Source organism: Weissella diestrammenae (assembly GCF_014397255.1).
In the GTDB taxonomy this organism is placed as follows: Bacteria; Bacillota; Bacilli; order Lactobacillales; family Lactobacillaceae; genus Weissella; species Weissella diestrammenae.
The window spans coordinates 142,250-160,169 of sequence record NZ_CP060724.1 but is presented as its reverse complement, the minus strand read 5'-3'; the positions used below and the strand labels follow the sequence as shown (position 1 = coordinate 160,169).

Annotated in this window: 20 protein-coding genes; 18 read left to right on the top strand and 2 right to left on the bottom strand. The window is 40.4% G+C overall.

Annotated elements, in window-relative coordinates:
• Positions 1–21: 21 nt before the first annotated feature.
• From rnz to H9L19_RS00755, 3 genes are read left to right on the top strand one after another with little or no spacing between them, the layout of a single operon-like run.
• Complete coding sequence (gene rnz, locus H9L19_RS00765) at positions 22–1,014, top strand: ribonuclease Z (RefSeq protein ID WP_187529302.1); 993 nt, start codon at positions 22–24, stop codon at positions 1,012–1,014.
• Positions 1,015–3,321, top strand: a complete 2,307-nt coding sequence (gene recJ, locus H9L19_RS00760) for a single-stranded-DNA-specific exonuclease RecJ (protein WP_187529301.1) — start codon at positions 1,015–1,017, stop codon at positions 3,319–3,321.
• A gap of 26 nt (positions 3,322–3,347) precedes the next feature.
• A complete protein-coding gene (locus H9L19_RS00755) occupies positions 3,348–3,875 on the top strand; it encodes an adenine phosphoribosyltransferase (RefSeq protein WP_187529300.1) in 528 nt (175 codons plus the stop codon).
• 81 nt (positions 3,876–3,956) lie between these two features.
• Here the strand turns inward: H9L19_RS00755 and lexA are convergent, their stop codons facing one another.
• A complete protein-coding gene (lexA, locus tag H9L19_RS00750; RefSeq protein ID WP_187529299.1) occupies positions 3,957–4,568 on the bottom strand; it encodes a transcriptional repressor LexA in 612 nt (203 codons plus the stop codon).
• A gap of 148 nt (positions 4,569–4,716) precedes the next feature.
• On the opposite strand from lexA, the gene H9L19_RS00745 reads away from it, so the two are divergent.
• Together H9L19_RS00745 and H9L19_RS00740 are read left to right on the top strand one after the other, a co-directional pair.
• On the top strand, positions 4,717–4,953 hold the full coding sequence (locus H9L19_RS00745; protein WP_187529868.1) for a DUF896 domain-containing protein: 237 nt from the start codon (positions 4,717–4,719) through the stop codon (positions 4,951–4,953).
• Positions 4,954–5,036: 83 nt separating this feature from the next.
• Positions 5,037–5,261 (top strand): YneF family protein, encoded by a 225-nt coding sequence (locus H9L19_RS00740; RefSeq protein WP_187529298.1) that lies wholly within the window; start codon positions 5,037–5,039, stop codon positions 5,259–5,261.
• Positions 5,262–5,339: 78 nt separating this feature from the next.
• Here H9L19_RS00740 and H9L19_RS00735 read toward each other — a convergent pair whose 3' ends face one another.
• Positions 5,340–5,984 (bottom strand): lysophospholipid acyltransferase family protein, encoded by a 645-nt coding sequence (locus H9L19_RS00735; protein WP_187529297.1) that lies wholly within the window; start codon positions 5,982–5,984, stop codon positions 5,340–5,342.
• 130 nt (positions 5,985–6,114) lie between these two features.
• Between H9L19_RS00735 and H9L19_RS00730 the strand changes: the two genes are divergently transcribed.
• From H9L19_RS00730 to racE, 13 genes are all read left to right on the top strand, one after another.
• Positions 6,115–6,867 (top strand): tRNA1(Val) (adenine(37)-N6)-methyltransferase, encoded by a 753-nt coding sequence (locus H9L19_RS00730; RefSeq protein WP_187529296.1) that lies wholly within the window; start codon positions 6,115–6,117, stop codon positions 6,865–6,867.
• The gene (locus tag H9L19_RS00725; RefSeq protein ID WP_187529295.1) at positions 6,867–7,154 is read left to right on the top strand and encodes a GIY-YIG nuclease family protein; all 288 of its coding nucleotides are present in this window, start codon (positions 6,867–6,869) and stop codon (positions 7,152–7,154) included. The genes H9L19_RS00730 and H9L19_RS00725 overlap by 1 nt, the downstream gene beginning before the upstream one ends.
• A 317-nt stretch (positions 7,155–7,471) precedes the next feature.
• Positions 7,472–8,257 carry a 30S ribosomal protein S2 gene (gene rpsB, locus H9L19_RS00720; protein ID WP_187529294.1) on the top strand — a complete coding sequence of 262 codons (786 nt, stop codon included), beginning with the start codon at positions 7,472–7,474 and terminating at the stop codon, positions 8,255–8,257.
• Between the two features lie 172 nt (positions 8,258–8,429).
• Complete coding sequence (locus tag H9L19_RS00715; protein WP_187529293.1) at positions 8,430–8,861, top strand: pyridoxamine 5'-phosphate oxidase family protein; 432 nt, start codon at positions 8,430–8,432, stop codon at positions 8,859–8,861.
• A 331-nt stretch (positions 8,862–9,192) separates the two neighbouring features.
• Entirely contained in the window at positions 9,193–10,071 is an 879-nt protein-coding gene (tsf, locus tag H9L19_RS00710; RefSeq protein WP_187529292.1) for a translation elongation factor Ts, read from the top strand.
• 20 nt (positions 10,072–10,091) lie between these two features.
• On the top strand, positions 10,092–10,814 hold the full coding sequence (gene pyrH, locus H9L19_RS00705) for a UMP kinase (protein WP_187529291.1): 723 nt from the start codon (positions 10,092–10,094) through the stop codon (positions 10,812–10,814).
• A 5-nt stretch (positions 10,815–10,819) separates the two neighbouring features.
• A complete protein-coding gene (frr, locus tag H9L19_RS00700; protein WP_187529290.1) occupies positions 10,820–11,365 on the top strand; it encodes a ribosome recycling factor in 546 nt (181 codons plus the stop codon).
• Between the two features lie 134 nt (positions 11,366–11,499).
• Entirely contained in the window at positions 11,500–12,696 is a 1,197-nt protein-coding gene (locus H9L19_RS00695; protein WP_187529289.1) for an ammonium transporter, read from the top strand.
• 165 nt (positions 12,697–12,861) lie between these two features.
• Positions 12,862–14,688 (top strand): glutamine--fructose-6-phosphate transaminase (isomerizing), encoded by a 1,827-nt coding sequence (gene glmS, locus H9L19_RS00690; protein ID WP_187529288.1) that lies wholly within the window; start codon positions 12,862–12,864, stop codon positions 14,686–14,688.
• A gap of 114 nt (positions 14,689–14,802) precedes the next feature.
• Positions 14,803–15,588 (top strand): Mbeg1-like protein, encoded by a 786-nt coding sequence (locus H9L19_RS00685; RefSeq protein ID WP_187529287.1) that lies wholly within the window; start codon positions 14,803–14,805, stop codon positions 15,586–15,588.
• Positions 15,589–15,669: 81 nt separating this feature from the next.
• Positions 15,670–16,314, top strand: a complete 645-nt coding sequence (locus H9L19_RS00680; protein WP_187529286.1) for a deoxynucleoside kinase — start codon at positions 15,670–15,672, stop codon at positions 16,312–16,314.
• A 130-nt stretch (positions 16,315–16,444) separates the two neighbouring features.
• Positions 16,445–17,068, top strand: a complete 624-nt coding sequence (locus tag H9L19_RS00675; RefSeq protein WP_243198186.1) for an HAD family hydrolase — start codon at positions 16,445–16,447, stop codon at positions 17,066–17,068.
• A 14-nt stretch (positions 17,069–17,082) separates the two neighbouring features.
• Entirely contained in the window at positions 17,083–17,919 is an 837-nt protein-coding gene (racE, locus tag H9L19_RS00670) for a glutamate racemase (RefSeq protein WP_187529285.1), read from the top strand.
• Position 17,920 lies beyond the last annotated feature (1 nt).

The following is a 17,920-nucleotide window of genomic DNA, read 5'->3' as shown; positions in this document are numbered from 1 at the left end:
TGAAGGACGGTACACTGACATATGCAACTTGAATTTTTGGGCACAGGTGCTGGCGTTCCAGCACGCTATCGAAATGTCACGAGTATCGCATTAAGACTATTAGAAGAACTAAATGAAGTTTGGTTATTTGATGCTGGCGAAGGCACGCAGCAGCAAATGTTACGTTCAACCATTCGGCCACGAAAGGTTACTAAAATTTTTGTGACGCATTTACATGGTGATCACATTTTTGGATTGCCTGGCTTATTGTCATCGCGTTCATTTCAGGGTGGTGAAGAACCATTGGATATTTTTGGCCCAAGAGGGATAAAAAATTATATTGAAACTAGTTTGCGAACATCTCAGACCCATTTAACCTATCGCATTAACTATCATGAACAACCAGATGCTGGTGGGACCGTTTTTGAAAATGAAAAATTTAAGGTTGAAGCATTGCCGTTAGACCACCGTATTTTATCGTTTGGGTATCGGATTATTGAGGCTGATCATGCAGGAGAATTATTGGTTGATCGGTTACGTGAGCTCCAAATACCTGCAGGACCAATTTATGGTCGCTTAAAGCGTGGCGAAGATGTTGTTCTGTCTGACGGTCGCACTATATTGGCTGCCGACGTTGTTGGACCATCTAAGAAAGGACGTGTTGTTACCATTCTAGGTGATACCCGTAAAACAGACAATGTTCGGCCTTTAGTCCAAGATGCGACGGTTGTTGTCCATGAGGCAACTTATGGTAAAGGTGAGGGGAAGTTGGCCCGAGCATACTATCATTCAACAAGCATTCAAGCAGCAGAAAGTGCGGCTAATGGCCATGTTGGACGTCTGTTATTGACCCATATTTCAGCTAGATATCCCGGCCGCTTAGCAAATGAGTTGGCATATGCGGCGCAAACTGTTTTTGCCAATACAAGAGTTGTGCAGGACTTTGATGTTTACGATATTCCAATGGGGTTGCAGACCAATGCTGGCCCAATTAAATTGGTTGAACATGTGGCGCAGGAAGATGAGGAAGTATAAATGATTGCCTCAAAATACAACTGGCAAGTCTTAGCATCACAAGATAATCAGACAGTTAAAGACATTCAAGATGCATTTGGTGCGTCTCAATTAATTGCGCAAATCTTGGTTTCACGGGGCTATGACACGTTAGATAAAGTGAACCGATTCCTTCATCCAGACTTAGATATGTTGTACGACCCTTTTTTATTTTATGGGATGACAACTGCTGTTGATCGTATCATGGCCGCGATTGATAACAATGAGAAAATAGTTGTGTATGGTGATTATGATGTTGACGGTATGACAGCAACGACAATCATGACGTCTGCTTTGGAAATTATGGGGGCAAATGTTACTTATTTTGTACCAAGTCGGTTTAATGACGGCTATGGGCCAAATTTGGCAGCCTATCAACAATTAGTTGCCGAAGGAATGGAACTATTGATTACCGTTGATAATGGGGTAACGGGTTATGATGAAATTGCTTGGTTAAAAACGGTTGGTGTGGATACAATCGTTACGGATCATCACGAGTTACCAGATCAGCTACCGGAAGCTGTTGCGGTCATTCATCCAAGGCATCCGATGGGTGACTATCCGTTCGGTGCACTTTCTGGAGCGGGAGTTGCTTTTAAGGTAGCTTCGGCATTACTTGAAGCACCAGCAGATGAAATGCTTGACTTAGCAGCTATTGGGACGATCGCTGATGTCATGTCTTTGACCGACGAAAATCGAGTCATTGTTGCGTTAGGCCTTAAAAGTATTAATCAGGCACCACGTTTGGGAATTGAAGCCATTTTATCTTTGCTGTCTGGTCAAATTGATCAAGTCACTGCCGAAACAGTTGGCTTTCAAATTGCTCCCCGGCTTAATTCGCTGGGCCGTTTAAAAGACGCAACAGATGGGGTTAGATTACTGTTGAGTGATGATGACGATGAAGCTAAGCGCTTAGCAACACAGATTGATAGTTTAAATGATGAACGTAAGGCGTTGGTGGATTCAATCACTGAGCAAGCTTTGCAGCAAGCCGCAGGTGAGCGACAAAACGATGCAGTCTTGCTGATTGTCGGACAAGGTTGGCATGAGGGCGTTTTAGGTATCGTTGCCGCCCGGGTTCTTGAACACACAGGTAAACCGACAATTATTTTAAATCATGCTGGCGATATGATGAAGGGATCAGCCCGCTCGATTTCTGCATTCAATTTATACCAAGCTATGCAGCCCCATCGAGCGTTATATCATGCTTTTGGCGGACATGCGCTAGCAGCTGGAATGACTATTCCATTTGAAAATTTAGTTGCGGTACGAGAACTATTGAATCAAGCTGCGTTGACACAACATTTGGCAGAAGATAATCAATTGCCTTTATCGATTACCGCATCTGTTTCAGGACAAGACTTTAATCAACAAAATTTTGATCAATTACAATTATTAGCACCATTTGGACAAGATAATGCTGAACCTATTTTTTTGGTTGCACTGACAAATACACAAAATGTTAAAACAATGAGTGATGGGAAGCATTTACGATTTACGGGTCAAACCTCAGATCAACCATTACCAATTATTGGTTGGCAAATGGGAATGTATGCTGATGCTTTGACAGGGCATTATGATAGTTTAGAAGTTGTGGGGACGATGAGTAAAAACACTTTTCGTGGCGCTACAAATTATCAGATGATTGCTAAAGATATGCGAGCACAAGGGTCAGGCATTCTTGATATTCGCACATCACGTTTAACAAGGCAGACCTTTAACCATACCGCAACGTACATTTTCTTTAATCAGAAGGTTTATGAACAGCTTAATTCTGTGATTCAAGGAAACAGTCGTGCAATTTGGTGGGAGGATGCATTTAATTTGACGAATGCCGGTCTGATGGCGTTTGTTGATTTACCAGCGGATTTAGACCAATTACACCAAGTGTTGGCATATGTACCGGCAGATGGCTGGGCGCCTATTTTTTATACATCACACCCGGCATATTTACAGAAAGTACCGGGACATGCTGAATTTGCAACGTTTTATAAATTTATGATGCAGCAAAGACAGGTGGCATTGAAACAGTACTTCGATCAAATGGCTGCACATTTAAAAATGAGTCCGGAAACATTAAGATTGATAATCAATGTGTTTTTAGATGCAAAATTTGTTACAATTGAAAATGGTTTTTTAAATGCAGTTCAACAACCAGTGTCCACCGAGTTAGAACAAACGAAAAGTTATCAAGCGTATCTCAATAAACGTGAGATCGAGCGACAATTAATCTATAGTTCAACGAGTGAGCTTGAGCAACTGCTAAATGAATTAGCGAAAGCCGACTAAGTTAATCGGCAATAGGAGCATAAAATATGACAATTGATTTGCATGATTACGTTGCATCAATTCCTGATTTTCCGGAATCTGGGATTATTTTTCGAGATGTAACACCGTTGTTAGCAGATGCTGCTGCTTTAAAAATGGCAACGCATCAGTTAGCAATGTACGCACAAAAACAAGGTGCGACAGTAGTGGTAGCCCCCGAATCACGAGGCTTTTTGTTAGGAACGCCCATTGCAATTGAATTGGGGATTGGATTTGTACCAGCGCGAAAGCCGGGTAAATTACCAAGAGAAACCGTATCTGAGCACTATGCTTTAGAGTATGGCTCAGCGACTTTAGAAATTAATCGCGATGCGATTAAGCCAGGTGACAAAGTTGTTATTGTTGACGATTTATTGGCTACTGGTGGAACAATTGCAGCAACCATTAACCTAGTCGAAAAATTAGGCGGTGAAGTGGTTGGGCTTGGCTTTTTGATTGAACTTAATGCATTGAGTGGCCGTGATATCTTAAAGGGTTACGATATTCATGCTTTGTTGGCTTATGAAGGCGAATAGAGATTAAATATATGATATAAAAACGCATGCCATAGTCTGACATGCGTTTTTCTGCGGTTTATAACGATAATAGGCAAGTTGTTAATAAATTGAATTACGAAATAGCGACACTACACGGCCGATGATGGTGAGTTCAAACATAATTTCTGGATGGTATTGATTGTTTTCAGGTTGAAAACGATACTGAGCACGCTCTCTAAAGAAGCGTGCAATTTTAACCTTTTGATCTTGACCAATATAGGCGACAATTTCACCGTTTTCAGCATCATTTTGTTGACTGATGTATAAGTCGTCGCCATCAAAGATACCAATTTTCTGCATGTTATCACCAGTCATTCGCATTAAGAATAATTTGCCGGCGTAACGAATCAGATTATCTGGTAAGGGTGAGCGATGCGCCGTTTCCGGATTAAATTTTGACCAAGGACCATCTAAGTATGGAATGGTTGGATTTTGTTGGATGCCCATTGCATTTAAACCACTTGCTGTTATTTCGAGCGCTCTGGGTTTATCTGGATCCCTAAACAAGTACCCTTTATCTTGCAAACGAGTCAGGTAGCCATGAACTGTCGATGGGGAAGTCATGCCCAATCCGTCCCCAATTTCACGAATCGTTGGTGGGAATCCATTTCTGTGACTTGTTTCATAGATAAAACGTAAAACGTTGAGTTGTTTCTCTTCTTTTTTTGCCATCAACAAACTCCTTCATATTAGGCCATTTGTTTTATATTATACTGTGATACTGACAATTAAACTGCCTCATATCGACCATTGTAATAAAATGTTATAATGTTGAAGAGATGGTTGAATGGAGGAATGAATATTGGCAGAAGATTCACATATGTTAGCTGTTCGGACAAGAATTAATGAATTAGCAGCAAAAGCAAAGACGGCGGCGGGCCTAACACCTGAAGAGGAAGCAGAACGTAAAGATTTAAGGGCTGAATTCCTAGCAAATTTCCGGGCCGCTTTTCGTTCACAGGTTGAAATGCTACAAGTCTTTGATAAAGATGGACAAGAGGTAACACCTGAAAAGGTGAAGCAGATTCAACGTGAAAATGGTATTCGTGAAGATTAACGCGTTAAAATTGATAGGGGTAGTAATTCATATCGGTTTTGGGTACAATGAAATAGTGAATTTATAGACAAAAGGACGTAATTATGAGTACTTCAATTTGGATTGTATTAGTTGTTTTGGCATTGTTGGTTGGCGGTGTGGCTGGATTTTTCCTTGCACGTCGCTCAATGGAAAGTTATTTGAAAAAGAATCCACCGATTTCAGAAGAAATGATGAAATCAATGATGACATCAATGGGTCAAAAGCCTTCACAAAAGAAGTTGAACCAAATGATGGCACAAATGAAAAATAACACGCAAACAAAATAAGTTAATGTCATTGAAAAGCGCGACTAATTTCTGTAATTAGTCGCGCTTTTTAGATGTTTCAATATAAATATTGAGCGTCTATTTCAAATAATTTTCCCGTCGTTCAGGGTGAACATCAACGTAGTGCCAATTTGGATTGATTTGGGCATCAAGCGCCTCAAATGAAGCAGTTAAGACAGCATTAAATTCTTCGGATGCTAACTCTTTTTGTTTTGAAAATTGGTCTGGATAGATGGGGTCGCCATAAGCCATCGTGACATTATTTCGTTTGAAGAGGTCTGAAAATTTTAAAGGGCCTTGATATACGAGCGGTACGATTGGCTTTTTTGCCAAGCGCGCGATGACGAGTGCCCCGTCTTTCATCTCTTGGGAATGGCGTGAACCTGATGGAAACATGATGAGGCTAAGGTTATCCTTTTTGAGCCCGTTGACTGGAATTTTAATCACGGAAGGCCCAGGATTTTCGCGATCAACAGCAAATCCGTGAGAATGACTGATAATCCACCCAATAATTGGGTTTTTAAATAATTCTTTTTTAGCCATAAACATGTAGACGTTTGGATAGCCAGCAACGGCGAAATATAGGGGATCCCACCATGTACGATGTGGGCCAACCAAAATATAGTTATCATCAGGCAACTTTTCTTGATTTAAAAGCGTATATTTGCCGTTAATTAACCAGATAATAAATTGAACAATGCGCGCAGCAATGTGATAAAACATAATTCATTCCCCTTGATCAATACTTGTGCCTTCTATTATGCCATAAATTTAACGAATGCGAAATGAGTTGACAATTCATTGTACGCACTAGACAATAGGTTAAGATAGATTATACATGGAGAAGTTGATAATGACGGTTGAATTAAGAGACGGTGAGCGAATAGATATGCTTTATCGAGATGAAGTTAAAATCATTCAAAGTCGTGATGTTTTTTCATTCTCGTTAGATGCGGTTTTGTTGGCCCATTTTGCAAATCCCCGAAATGGTGGTCGCGGCACAATCGTCGATTTGGGTACTGGTAATGGGGCTATTCCACTGTTTATGGCTCATAAAGTGACGGGAAAAATTATTGGCATTGAGATTCAGCCACGCTTAGCTGATATGGCGCAACGTTCAGTAATGATGAATGAATTGGATGATAAAATTAAAATCATTAATGCTGATATGCGTGACGTTTTTGAGACGCTTAAGCCCGGTTCAGTCGAAACGGTAGTTTCAAATCCGCCGTATTTTGCGGCGACTGAACAATCACATAAGAATCCTAATCAACATTATGCAATTGCTCGGCATGAAATCAAGGCGGATTTAGCATTGGTCACACATACTGCCAAAAAATTGTTAAAATCTGGAGGTCACTTCTTCATGGTGCACCGACCGGATAGGTTATTTGAAATATTGGATGCATTACGCGCTAACAATTTAATTCCTAAACGGGTACAATTTGTGTATCCAAAGGTGGGACGTGAAGCCAATATCGTTTTAATTGAAGCTATCAAGAACGGCCGTTTGACAGGTACGCAAATTTTACCACCGATTGTGACCCATCATGAAGATGATACTTATCGGGATGAGGTATGGGCAATTTATGAAGGCCGTAGTTAATGGTAGATAAAAATTATTATATGTATGTCTTGTTGACCGCTGACAATACCCTCTATACAGGGTTTACTGATAATGTTCAACGTCGCTTGGCAACGCATGCGGCGGGTAAAGGCGCTAAATACACGCGGCCAGCAAGTCGACACCCACTGAAGTTATTGTATGATGAAGTGTTTACTTCGAAAAGTGATGCTCTCAAAGCTGAGGCGCGTTTTAAGAAATTGCCGCGTCAAAAGAAAGTGAAATATTTAATGGCGCATGGTGTGACTGATTTCACGCCGTTAAGTTAAATCGCTAAGACAAGGTGTATGGGATGCGCAGTATCGTTGACTGTAATGATATGAACTGTACCGTTAATGTTTTGGGGTAAGATGAAAAAATAAAAAATACAAGGCGATGCACGTTATGTGTATTTTCTTGTATTTTATTTTGGATGCATCCTGTGACGTGTTATTTAGTTGACTTTCGCTGTTGAATCACGTAAAATTAAATATTGGTTTAATAACCAGAAAATACTCACTAATACCAATAGTTGAACGGGTGCCCTGTAGGGTCGTCGAACTACATGCGGTATTAGGTGGAAAAACATTTTGGAGGAAGTTTACTCATGGCAGTAATCTCAATGAAGCAATTGCTTGAAGCTGGTGTCCATTTTGGTCACCAAACACGTCGTTGGAACCCAAAGATGGGTGAATACATCTTTACAGAGCGTAATGGTATTTACATTATCGATTTGCAAAAGACAGTTAAATTGGTTGACCAAGCGTACAATTATGTACGTGATGCTGCAGCTAATGGGGCAATCGTTTTGTTCGTTGGAACAAAGAAACAAGCCCAAGACGCTGTGTCAGAAGAAGCAACACGTGCGAACATGTACTTCGTGAACCACCGTTGGCTTGGTGGTACAATGACGAACTGGTCTACTATCCAAAAGCGTATTGCACGTTTGAAGGAATTGCGTTCATGGTCAGAAGATGGTACTTTTGATCGTTTGCCAAAGAAGGAAGTTGCCTTGTTGACAAAGCAACGCGAGAAGTTGGAAAAGTTCCTAGGTGGAATTGCTGACATGCCTCGTATCCCAGATTTGTTGTTTATCGTTGATCCACATAAGGAACAATTGGCTGTGCAAGAAGCACAAAAGCTTAATATTCCGATTGTCGCTATGGTTGATACAAATGCTGATCCTGATCAAATTGATGTTAAAATCCCATCAAATGATGATGCAATCCGTGCCGTTCGTTTGATTACTGCAAAGATGGCTGATGCTGTTATTGAAGGTAACCAAGGTGAAGATGCAGTTGCAGAATCTGTTGAATTTGATAAAGAAGCAGGTGCCGATAAGGCCACTTCAATTGAAGAATTAACAGAAATCGTTGAAGGCGACAATAATTAATTTGTATCTTTTATTAAAAGGCATACACAAATTTGTGTATGCCTTTTTTGTTTTTCGGCGTAACGCACTAGATTAGAAGGCATTAAATAAGGTTTATAGACAAAAAAACACCATACTTTGTTCACAAAATACGAGTAGTATAAAAAATAAGTAGAATAAGGGAGTGAAAATCATGGATAATAATAATCACGCAATGATGTTAAAGTATTTACGCGAATCGCATGTATTGAATTTAGCAACCGCAGTAGATAACATTCCAAGTAATCGTGATGTGTTTTTCTTTTTGCCGGACGATTTCAGCAATGTTTTATATATTACATCACCAGCGTCATCCAAAAAAGTTATGGATATTCAAAAGAATCCGAATGTTTCATTTATGACTGTCCCAACTGACCATGATAATGGTGTCGTGACTTCTAATGCCGCGACTGCTAAATTATCTGAGAAGTCAATGGCAGAGATTTGCCCGTTGATTGCCAAACAAATTCCAGAGTGGGAAGATACAGTGGGCGAAGCGGTTGCTGACTTCATTGTTATTGAAATTGAATTTGAAACAGCAAAGATATTTGGTGATCAAGGTATATTTGATTTAGAGTTAGTTTAGTTGAATAGTGATAGCGGTGACGTTTGTATAGAGGATAACTGAGTACAGACGTTTTTTGACTGTCTTAAGAAGCAACAAATAATAAGCAGGGCAGACAAATTTAGAATAAGTAGGACTTGGGGTGGAGTAATCAGCTGACTTTAATGTTAAATTGGTGTGCAAATGACACGTTATCAATTGGTATGTCCTTATTAGATACGGTTTAAACGTGTGATTTGAAACAAATGTGATGATTCTGACGATGAATTGACTGGTTTGTAGTGATAAAAGCACGAGAATTGTGTATAATTGACTAGATAAAACTTTTGAATTTTGAAGGAGACCATTGAAAATGGCTATTACTGCAGCTCAAGTTAAGGAATTACGTGACAAGACCAACGTTGGAATGATGGATGCTAAAAAAGCATTAGTTGCAACTGAAGGTGATTTAGATAAGGCAATTGATTTTTTGCGTGAAAAGGGAATGGCAAAGGCTGCTAAAAAGGCTGATGCAATCGCTGCTGAAGGTATGACATATGTCGCAACTAAGGGTAATGCGGCTGCAATTATTGAATTAAATTCACAAACTGACTTTGTGGCCGGTAATAAGGAATTTAATGACCTATTGCATGCTGTTGCCAATGCCATTGTTGAATATAAGCCAGCTGATGTTGAAGCAGCACTTGAATTGAAGGTTGGTGCAGATGGTGCCACTTTGAATGAAGAAATCATTCATACAACTCAAATTACTGGTGAAAAGATTACGCTACGTCGCTTCGCTGTTGTTGAAGCAAAAGACGGTCAAGTTCTTGGTGCATACTCACATATGGGTGGTCGTATTTCATCACTTGTACTGCTTAATGGTGCATCAGCTGATGCAGCTAAGGATATTGCGATGCACGTTGCCGCAATTAACCCACAATATGTTTCTCGTAATGAAGTACCAGCTGATGTTTTGGCGCATGAAAAAGAAATTCAACTTGCAGCAGACGATTTGAATGGTAAGCCAGAAAACATTAAGGAAAAGATTGTTGAAGGTCGTTTGACGAAGTTTTTGGCCGATATTTCATTGGTTGACCAACCCTTTGTTAAAGGTGATGGCGAGACTGTTGAAGCCTTTGTTAAGGGGCAAAATGGAGAAGTAGTGTCATTTATTCGTTATGAAGTTGGTGAAGGCATCGAAAAGAAAGAAACTGACTTTGCCGCTGAAGTTGCTGCACAAATTCAATAGTAAACTGGAGTTTTCACAACATGGCAGATATAAAGTATAAACGCGTACTATTGAAGTTATCAGGTGAAGCCATGGCCGGTGAAAAAGGTTACGGAATTGATCCACAAACAGTTAACGCGATCGCAGCGGAAATCAAAGAGGTTTATGAACTTGGCGTTGAAATTGCGATTGTGATTGGTGGCGGAAATCTTTGGCGCGGTGAAGCTGGCGCTGAATTGGGCATGGAACGTGCACAGGCCGATTATGTTGGAATGCTTGGAACGGTGATGAATTCATTGTCGCTACAAGATGCCCTAGAAACGCTAGATGTCCCAACTCGTGTTCAAACCGCGATTGAGATGCGCCAAGTTGCCGAACCATATGTGCGACGTAAAGCGGTCCGACATCTCGAGAAGGGGCGCATTGTGATTTTTGGTGCGGGGACTGGTTCGCCTTATTTCTCAACTGATACAACCTCAGCATTGAGAGCGGCTGAAGTGAATGCTGATGCTATTTTGATGGGTAAAAATGGTGTTGACGGTGTTTATAATGATGATCCACGCAAAAATCCTGCAGCCGTAAAATATGAGCATCTCACACATATGGATGTTTTGTCACAAGGGCTAAATATTATGGATTCAACAGCTTCAACGTTGTCGATGGATAACGATATTGATTTAGTCGTATTTAATTTAAATACTAGTGGCAATATTAAGCGTGTTGTTTTGGGTGAGAATATTGGAACAACTGTAGGAGGACATTGATAAACATGGCAAATGCAATCTTAGAGTCAGCAAAAACTCGAATGGAAAAGGCTGGTCAAGCACTACAACACCAGTTGGGTAATATTCGGGCTGGCGTAGCAAATCCACAAATTTTGCGGTCAGTGACTGCTGAGTATTATGGGGCTGAAACGCCTTTGAATCAATTGGCATCAGTGACTGTACCAGAAGCGCGCGTTTTATTGGTAACACCTTTTGATAAAACAGCTTTAAAGGCCATTGAGCAAGCTATTTTTGCGTCAGATCTTGGTCTCACTCCAGCTAATGATGGCTCAGTTATTCGCTTAGTTATTCCAGCGTTGACTGAGGAGACACGTAAGGATTTAGCTAAGGAAGTTAAAGCTGAAGCAGAAAAGTCAAAAGTCGCGGTTCGTAATATTCGACGTGATGCTTTGGACGCTGCTAAAAAAGAAGAAATTTCAGAAGATGAGCTACGAAAATTGGAGAAAGATATCCAAGTTGTTACTGATGACGGTATTAAAAACATCGAATCAATTGCTTCTGAAAAAGAAAAAGAGTTATTAACAATTTAATTGTGATTGAAGCTGGTGGTCTATACCAGCTTCTTTTTTTATGTCGTTAAAGTTAACATGTTTTACACCGGTGATAACGCTTATCGTTAGAATGCTTGATATAGAGACTATGAATATCGCTGGAGGTAAGGATAATGACGGCAGGAAATATTGCGTGGGTCTTAATGGCTACGGCACTAGTTTGGCTAATGGTGCCTGGATTGGCATTATTTTATGGGGGATTTACCCATCCTAAACATATGGTTAATACTTTTGCGATGGTTCTCATTGCGATTGCAATCGGTGGTGTCCTTTGGTTTGTGGTTGGTTATTCGCTTGCTTTTAGTGGTAATCAGGCCATTATTGGTGATTTCCACGATGCATTTTTGCATGGTGTATCTATGGTTGATAGTACAAAGGGCTATACGATTCCAGATGGGCTATTCGCACTCTTTCAAGGTATGTTTCCAATGATAACAATGGCAATTATTGCCGGGGGTGTGGTTGGTCGTATGAATTTCAAAGCATTTATTGTTTTTCTTATTTTGTGGCTATTTCTAGTTTATGTACCACTCGCACATATGGTTTGGGGTAACGGTTGGTTTGCACGGTTAGGGGTCCTTGATTTTGCAGGTGGCACTGTGGTGCATATTTCATCAGGGGTTTCGAGCCTCGTTTTGGCACTATGTCTTGGGCGCCGGCAAGAAATGACGTCGACTGTGGCGCATAATATGCCAGCAATTGTGATTGGTGGCGGGTTACTTTGGTTTGGTTGGTTTGGATTTAATGCAGGGTCGGCATTAGCCGCTAATGGGCAGGCAATTTTAGCTTTCATCAACACATCGGTGGCTGCATCGATGGGAATGGTAACGTGGTTGATTATCTCGTTGGTATTGGCACAACATATTAAGGTAACTGATCTTTTGTCAGGTGCATTAGCCGGACTTGTGGCAATTACGCCTGGGGCTGGCTATGTTAATCCAGGAAGCGCTGCTGTCATCGGGTTGATTGTCGCGTTTGTTGTCTGGTTGAGCATTACGTATGTGAAAAATCATTTAGGTTATGACGATACATTAGATGCCTTTGGTATTCATGGTATTGGTGGTATTTTTGGTGGTTTGTTAACTGGGGTTTTTGCGATTAAATCATTAGCAGGCCATGCAGGCCTAATTGAAGGACAAGGTCACTTGTTTCTTGTCCAGACGTTATCAATCAGTGTGACGTTATTGGTTGTGGTGAGCATCACGTTTATGATTGTGAAATTCATTAAACATGTCATGCCGTTACGCGTTGATCAAAGAGTTGAACTGGCAGGTATTGATGTTGCGCAACATGGTGAAACAATTTATTAAGGCTGGCTGTAAGTATGTATTTATTCAAAGTATACCAATGTATACCATTTATCGATTCGTTTTGAGAATGAAGCTTGACCGTGCTGATTTAAAGGCTATAATTTAATTTTGTAAGTTAAATAAAAACTAGACCAATTATGAAAAGTCTTTACACGAGGTATAAATATGTTTTACTGTGGTATCGTCGGTTTTACTGGTACGAATCAAGATTCAACGCCAATTTTGTTAAAAGGGTTAGAAAAACTCGAGTATCGTGGGTATGACTCAGCGGGTGTCTTTGTGCCAAATGCTGATGCAGATGCAGATACATTGGTTCGAGAAAAAGGTCGAGTTGCAGACTTAGAAGCATTAGTGGCAACGAAAAATATTTCAGGTACTTCTGGGATTGCACATACACGATGGGCAACACATGGCGTGCCGGCTGTTAAAAATTCTCACCCACATGTTTCGGCTGATGGTCGTTTCTATCTTGTGCATAACGGTGTGATTGAAAATTATTTAGAATTAAAGCAAAAGTACTTATCAGATGTCGATTTCCAATCTGACACTGATACAGAAGTTGCTGTCCAGTTAATCGCAAAATTTGTAACAAATGAGAGCCTATCAACTTTTGATGCGTTTAAAAAAGCGTTAACATTGTTTGGCGATTCAGCATATGGCTTTTTGCTTATGGATCAAGCAGAACCTGATCGGATGTATGTTGCTAAGCGTAAGTCACCACTCTTAATTGGTGTTGGTGATAATTTTAACGTTGTGACATCAGATGCCGTAGCAATGCTTGATGAGACTCATGATTTTATTGAATTACACGATGGCGAAGTTGCCATTGTTGATCCAAATCGTGTTCAATTGTTTGCTGCTGATGGGCGTTCGGTCACACGTGAGCCTTTCCATTTGGATATCGATGCTGCTGAAACCGATAAAGGAATTTATCCATATTACATGTTAAAAGAGGTTGATGAGCAACCGGTTGTGATTCGTCGCTTAGTGGCCCGTTATTTGACGGATGATGGTCAAATTAAGTTAGGTCAAGCCATTTTGGATGAAATGGAAGCGGCAGACCATATTTATATTGTTGCTGCTGGAACTTCATATCATGCTGGATTAGTTGGGGCACGTATGTTCGAGCAATGGTCAAACAAGCCAACCAGTGTCTATTTGGCATCTGAATTTGCCTATGAACAGTCAATCTTATCACAAAAGCCGTTCTTTATTTTCTTATCACAATCGGGTGAAACAGCTGATTCGCGTGAAGTGCTTCAAAATGTTAATGAACAAGGGTTCCACTCATTAACTTTGACCAATGTTGAGAAATCAACATTGTGGCGTGAGGCCACTTATGCATTGCCATTGATGGCTGGGCCAGAAATTGCAGTTGCATCTACTAAAGCTTATGTCGCACAGGTCACGTTACAAGCTATTCTTGCCTATGCTTTGGCTGATGCTAATCAGATGACGTTCAATCTCCATGAACAGCTGTCTGAAATTGCAGTTGCAATCCAATCAATTGTTGATGATAAAGCGGTGTTTGAAAAGGTTGCCAATCAAATGTTAGTTCCTGAAACAACCCATAGTGCTTTTTATATTGGTCGTGGGGCCGATGCCGCGGTAGCATTAGAAGCAGCATTGAAATTAAAAGAAATTTCATATGTTCAAGCTGAAGGGTTCGCTGCTGGCGAACTAAAACACGGTACGCTAGCATTGATTGAAGAGGGAACACCAGTAATTGCGCTTATTACGCAACCGAAAACTGCTGGTTTGGTACGTGGTAACCTATCAGAAACTACTGCACGAGGCGCGCGACCATTCACGATCGTGACAAAGGCCTTGGCTCAAACAGGAGACGATTACATCTTACCTGATGTGAACCCATTGTTGACGCCATTAGTTTCGGTCGTGCCAACCCAATTGCTTGCTTACTATACATCGCTTGGTCGTCATCTTGATGTTGATCGACCAAGAAACCTTGCAAAATCAGTTACCGTTCAATAATGATAGAAAAAGGCATTGGTATGAAACCAGTGCCTTTTTTGGGTAGATTTGATATTTGATGCCCACTTCTGCTAGAGTAGTACGTGTAAATAATTGTCGGGATGAGTGAAAAAGATGCGAAAATTAACGAATGAAAATCTGGTGCTTTTAGATACACTCATTTATACGATTTCAGATAATGATTTCAATGATGTGACAGGCAAAACGGTTGCTGAATTAGTGCGATTAGCACAAGCGCAATTAAGCCAACACCAATTACCGATTATGATGTCTGAAGCAAGTTGGCAACAAATATTACAAATTATTCAAAATAATTATTGGCTGCAGGCGCATCGTGTTGTGTCAGTTTATCATGACGAGCTAGCAACGGCATTGGTATTTGAAAGTCCAACTCAAACGAATTATTCTGTTATTTTTAGAGGCACTGTGAGCGCGGTTGAATGGCTAGATAATTTTCGGAGTATGTTTGTTGCTACGGAAATATATGGGGCTGTACGAACTTTTATTGACCAGTTGCCCGCTAAGTATGGCAAGTTAGTGGTGAGTGGGCATTCACGTGGTGGTAAGTTTGCGATTTATGTTGCGATGTTGTGTCAACGTGTTGAACGAGCAGTATCAGTGAATGGACCTGGTTTTTCGGTTGATTTTGCGATGAAGCATCGACACATCGCGACAAGTGAGCATAAAGAATTGGTATATATTGATAAGGTGGGCGATGTCATTCATTCAATAGGTGTGCGATTACCGGGGACAACGATTAGTATTGCTGCTGAGCCAGAAGTGACATCGCCATATAAAAATCATATGACTGACGTAATGCTTGATAGTTATGGTTATTTTAAGGATTACAACAAAAATAAGACAAATATTACAACCGATGTAGTTGTTTTTAAGTCGTGATTTCGTTAATATAGTTATAGCATATTCCTAACGTTCTGTTAGGTGGATGATGAAGATAAAATTAACGAAAGAAGGACAATCATGGTGATTATCACGGCAGGCATGATTGGGGTTGGTAAGACAACCTTAACGGATTTAATAGCAAAGCATAAAGGCACGCAAGCGTTTTTCGAACCTGTTGGTGAGAACCCAGTGCTACCATTGTATTATGCAGACCCAAAGCAATATGGATTTTTGTTGCAGATTTATTTTTTAAATAAGCGGTTTGCGATGATTAAAAAAGCACTAGCTGATGATAACAATGTCTTGGATCGGTCAATTTATGAAGATGCATTGTTCACTAAAGAAAATCATAGTTCAGGTAATATATCTGACGCAGAGTTAGATGTCTATATGAATTTATTGAACAATATGATGACTGAATTATCAACAACGCAAAAAGGTCGACCTGATTTAATGGTGTTTGCTGATGCAGATTTTGATACGATTTTGTATCGTATTAAAAAACGTGGTCGTGATTATGAACAGTTCGAAGATAATGCTGAATTGCGGGCATATTATTTGAAGATGTGGCGTGCGTACCAAAATTGGTATGAAGAATATGACGCTTCACCAAAGATGCGAATTGATTTGCAGAAGTATGACCTTGAAGACGAACAAAATCGTGCAACGGTCTTAGCATTAATTGACCAACGTCTTGCTGAATTAGAAGTAGAAGTGCATTAAAGATAAAAGACTAGTGGTGTGGGCTGGTCTTTTTTTGTAGCTAATCTTTTAGTTAGTGACGTCTTAGTACTTCGTCAGATGAGGGAACATGGTAGAATATAGATATAAATGATGAGATGAGGAAGATATTGTGGCGATTATTTTTGATGTTGATGGTACATTACTTGCGACTGAGGAAATGTATATTGGTGCTTTGGATTATACGTTAAAACAACAGGGCATTGAAAAACCGTACGATACACTGTATCGAGTTTTTGGCTTACCTGCTTATGAATCACTTGTGAATTTAAAAATTCCTAACCCAGAGGTCATTCAAGTGGCGTGGCGCAAAAATTTGGAGCAATATCGCGATAGTATTCGACTGTATGATGGTGTTGCGGACATGTTGGCTGCTTTGTCTGCACAGCAGGAAACACTTGGTGTTGTTACATCGAATACACCAGAAGAATTTGAAGCGCATCATGATCGATTTGGGATCGAACAATTCTTTTCGGATTTTGTTTTTGCTGGGATGACCAAAAAAATGAAGCCTGCACCGGATCCAATCTTATTAGCACTTTCGCGTTTGTCAATTCAACCGGAAGAGACAATTTATATTGGTGATTCTGTCCATGATATGGGTGCTGCACATGCAGCTGGTGTTAAATTTGGCATGGCAGCTTGGGGTGTGCCGAATCAAGAGGTGTTTGAGCAACAGGCAGATTATATTTTTGACCGGCCAAGTGATGTTGTAAATTGGGCGCAGAATAATTAGAAAGTGTATGAAAAATGAATAATCGAGCAATAGGTTATATTGATTCGGGTGTTGGTGGCTTGACAGTGGTGAAACAAGCGTTGAATCAGTTGCCGAATGAACAAATTTATTACGTTGGTGATACAGCTAGAATGCCATACGGTCCTCGCCCTACAGCGGAGGTTGTGCACTTCACTGAACAAATGGCAGCTTTCTTAGTTGCAAAAAAAATTAAATTATTAGTTGTGGCATGTAATACAGCGACAGCGGCAGCTTTGCCACAGTTGCAAGCGTCGCTATCGATTCCGGTGATTGGCGTGATTCAACCCGGAGTCGATGCCGCCATTCGTGCAACGACTGATGGTGAAATTGGCGTGATTGCGACGGCCGGTACAGTTAATTCAATGAGCTATTATGATGCGCTATTGGCACAAGACCAAACCGCAAATATTGTGCAATTACCAGTACCTGAATTTGTTGAAATTGTTGAAAAGCATGATTATGAATCAGAAGATGCGCGTCGGGCAGTACAGACCAAATTGCGTTATTTTGAGCAACATCAAGTCGATACACTCATCCTGGGCTGCACACATTACCCATTATTAGAACCATTCATTCAAGAGGCGATGGGCAATTCAGTTAAACTTATCAACTCTGGTGCTGAGGCCGTTAACTTGGTCGTAAAAACATTATCCGGTAAAAACTTGCAGCATGATGATACTGTAGTTGATCGACAAGCAGATCGTTATTTTACAACTGGTGCAGTTGACCAGTTTAAAAACTTAGGTGAGCACTGGCTGAACCTCGATAATTTACATGTTGAGCAATTGACAATAACGGCTAATGGTTTGGCCCAGCCAGGAAAGGAATAGT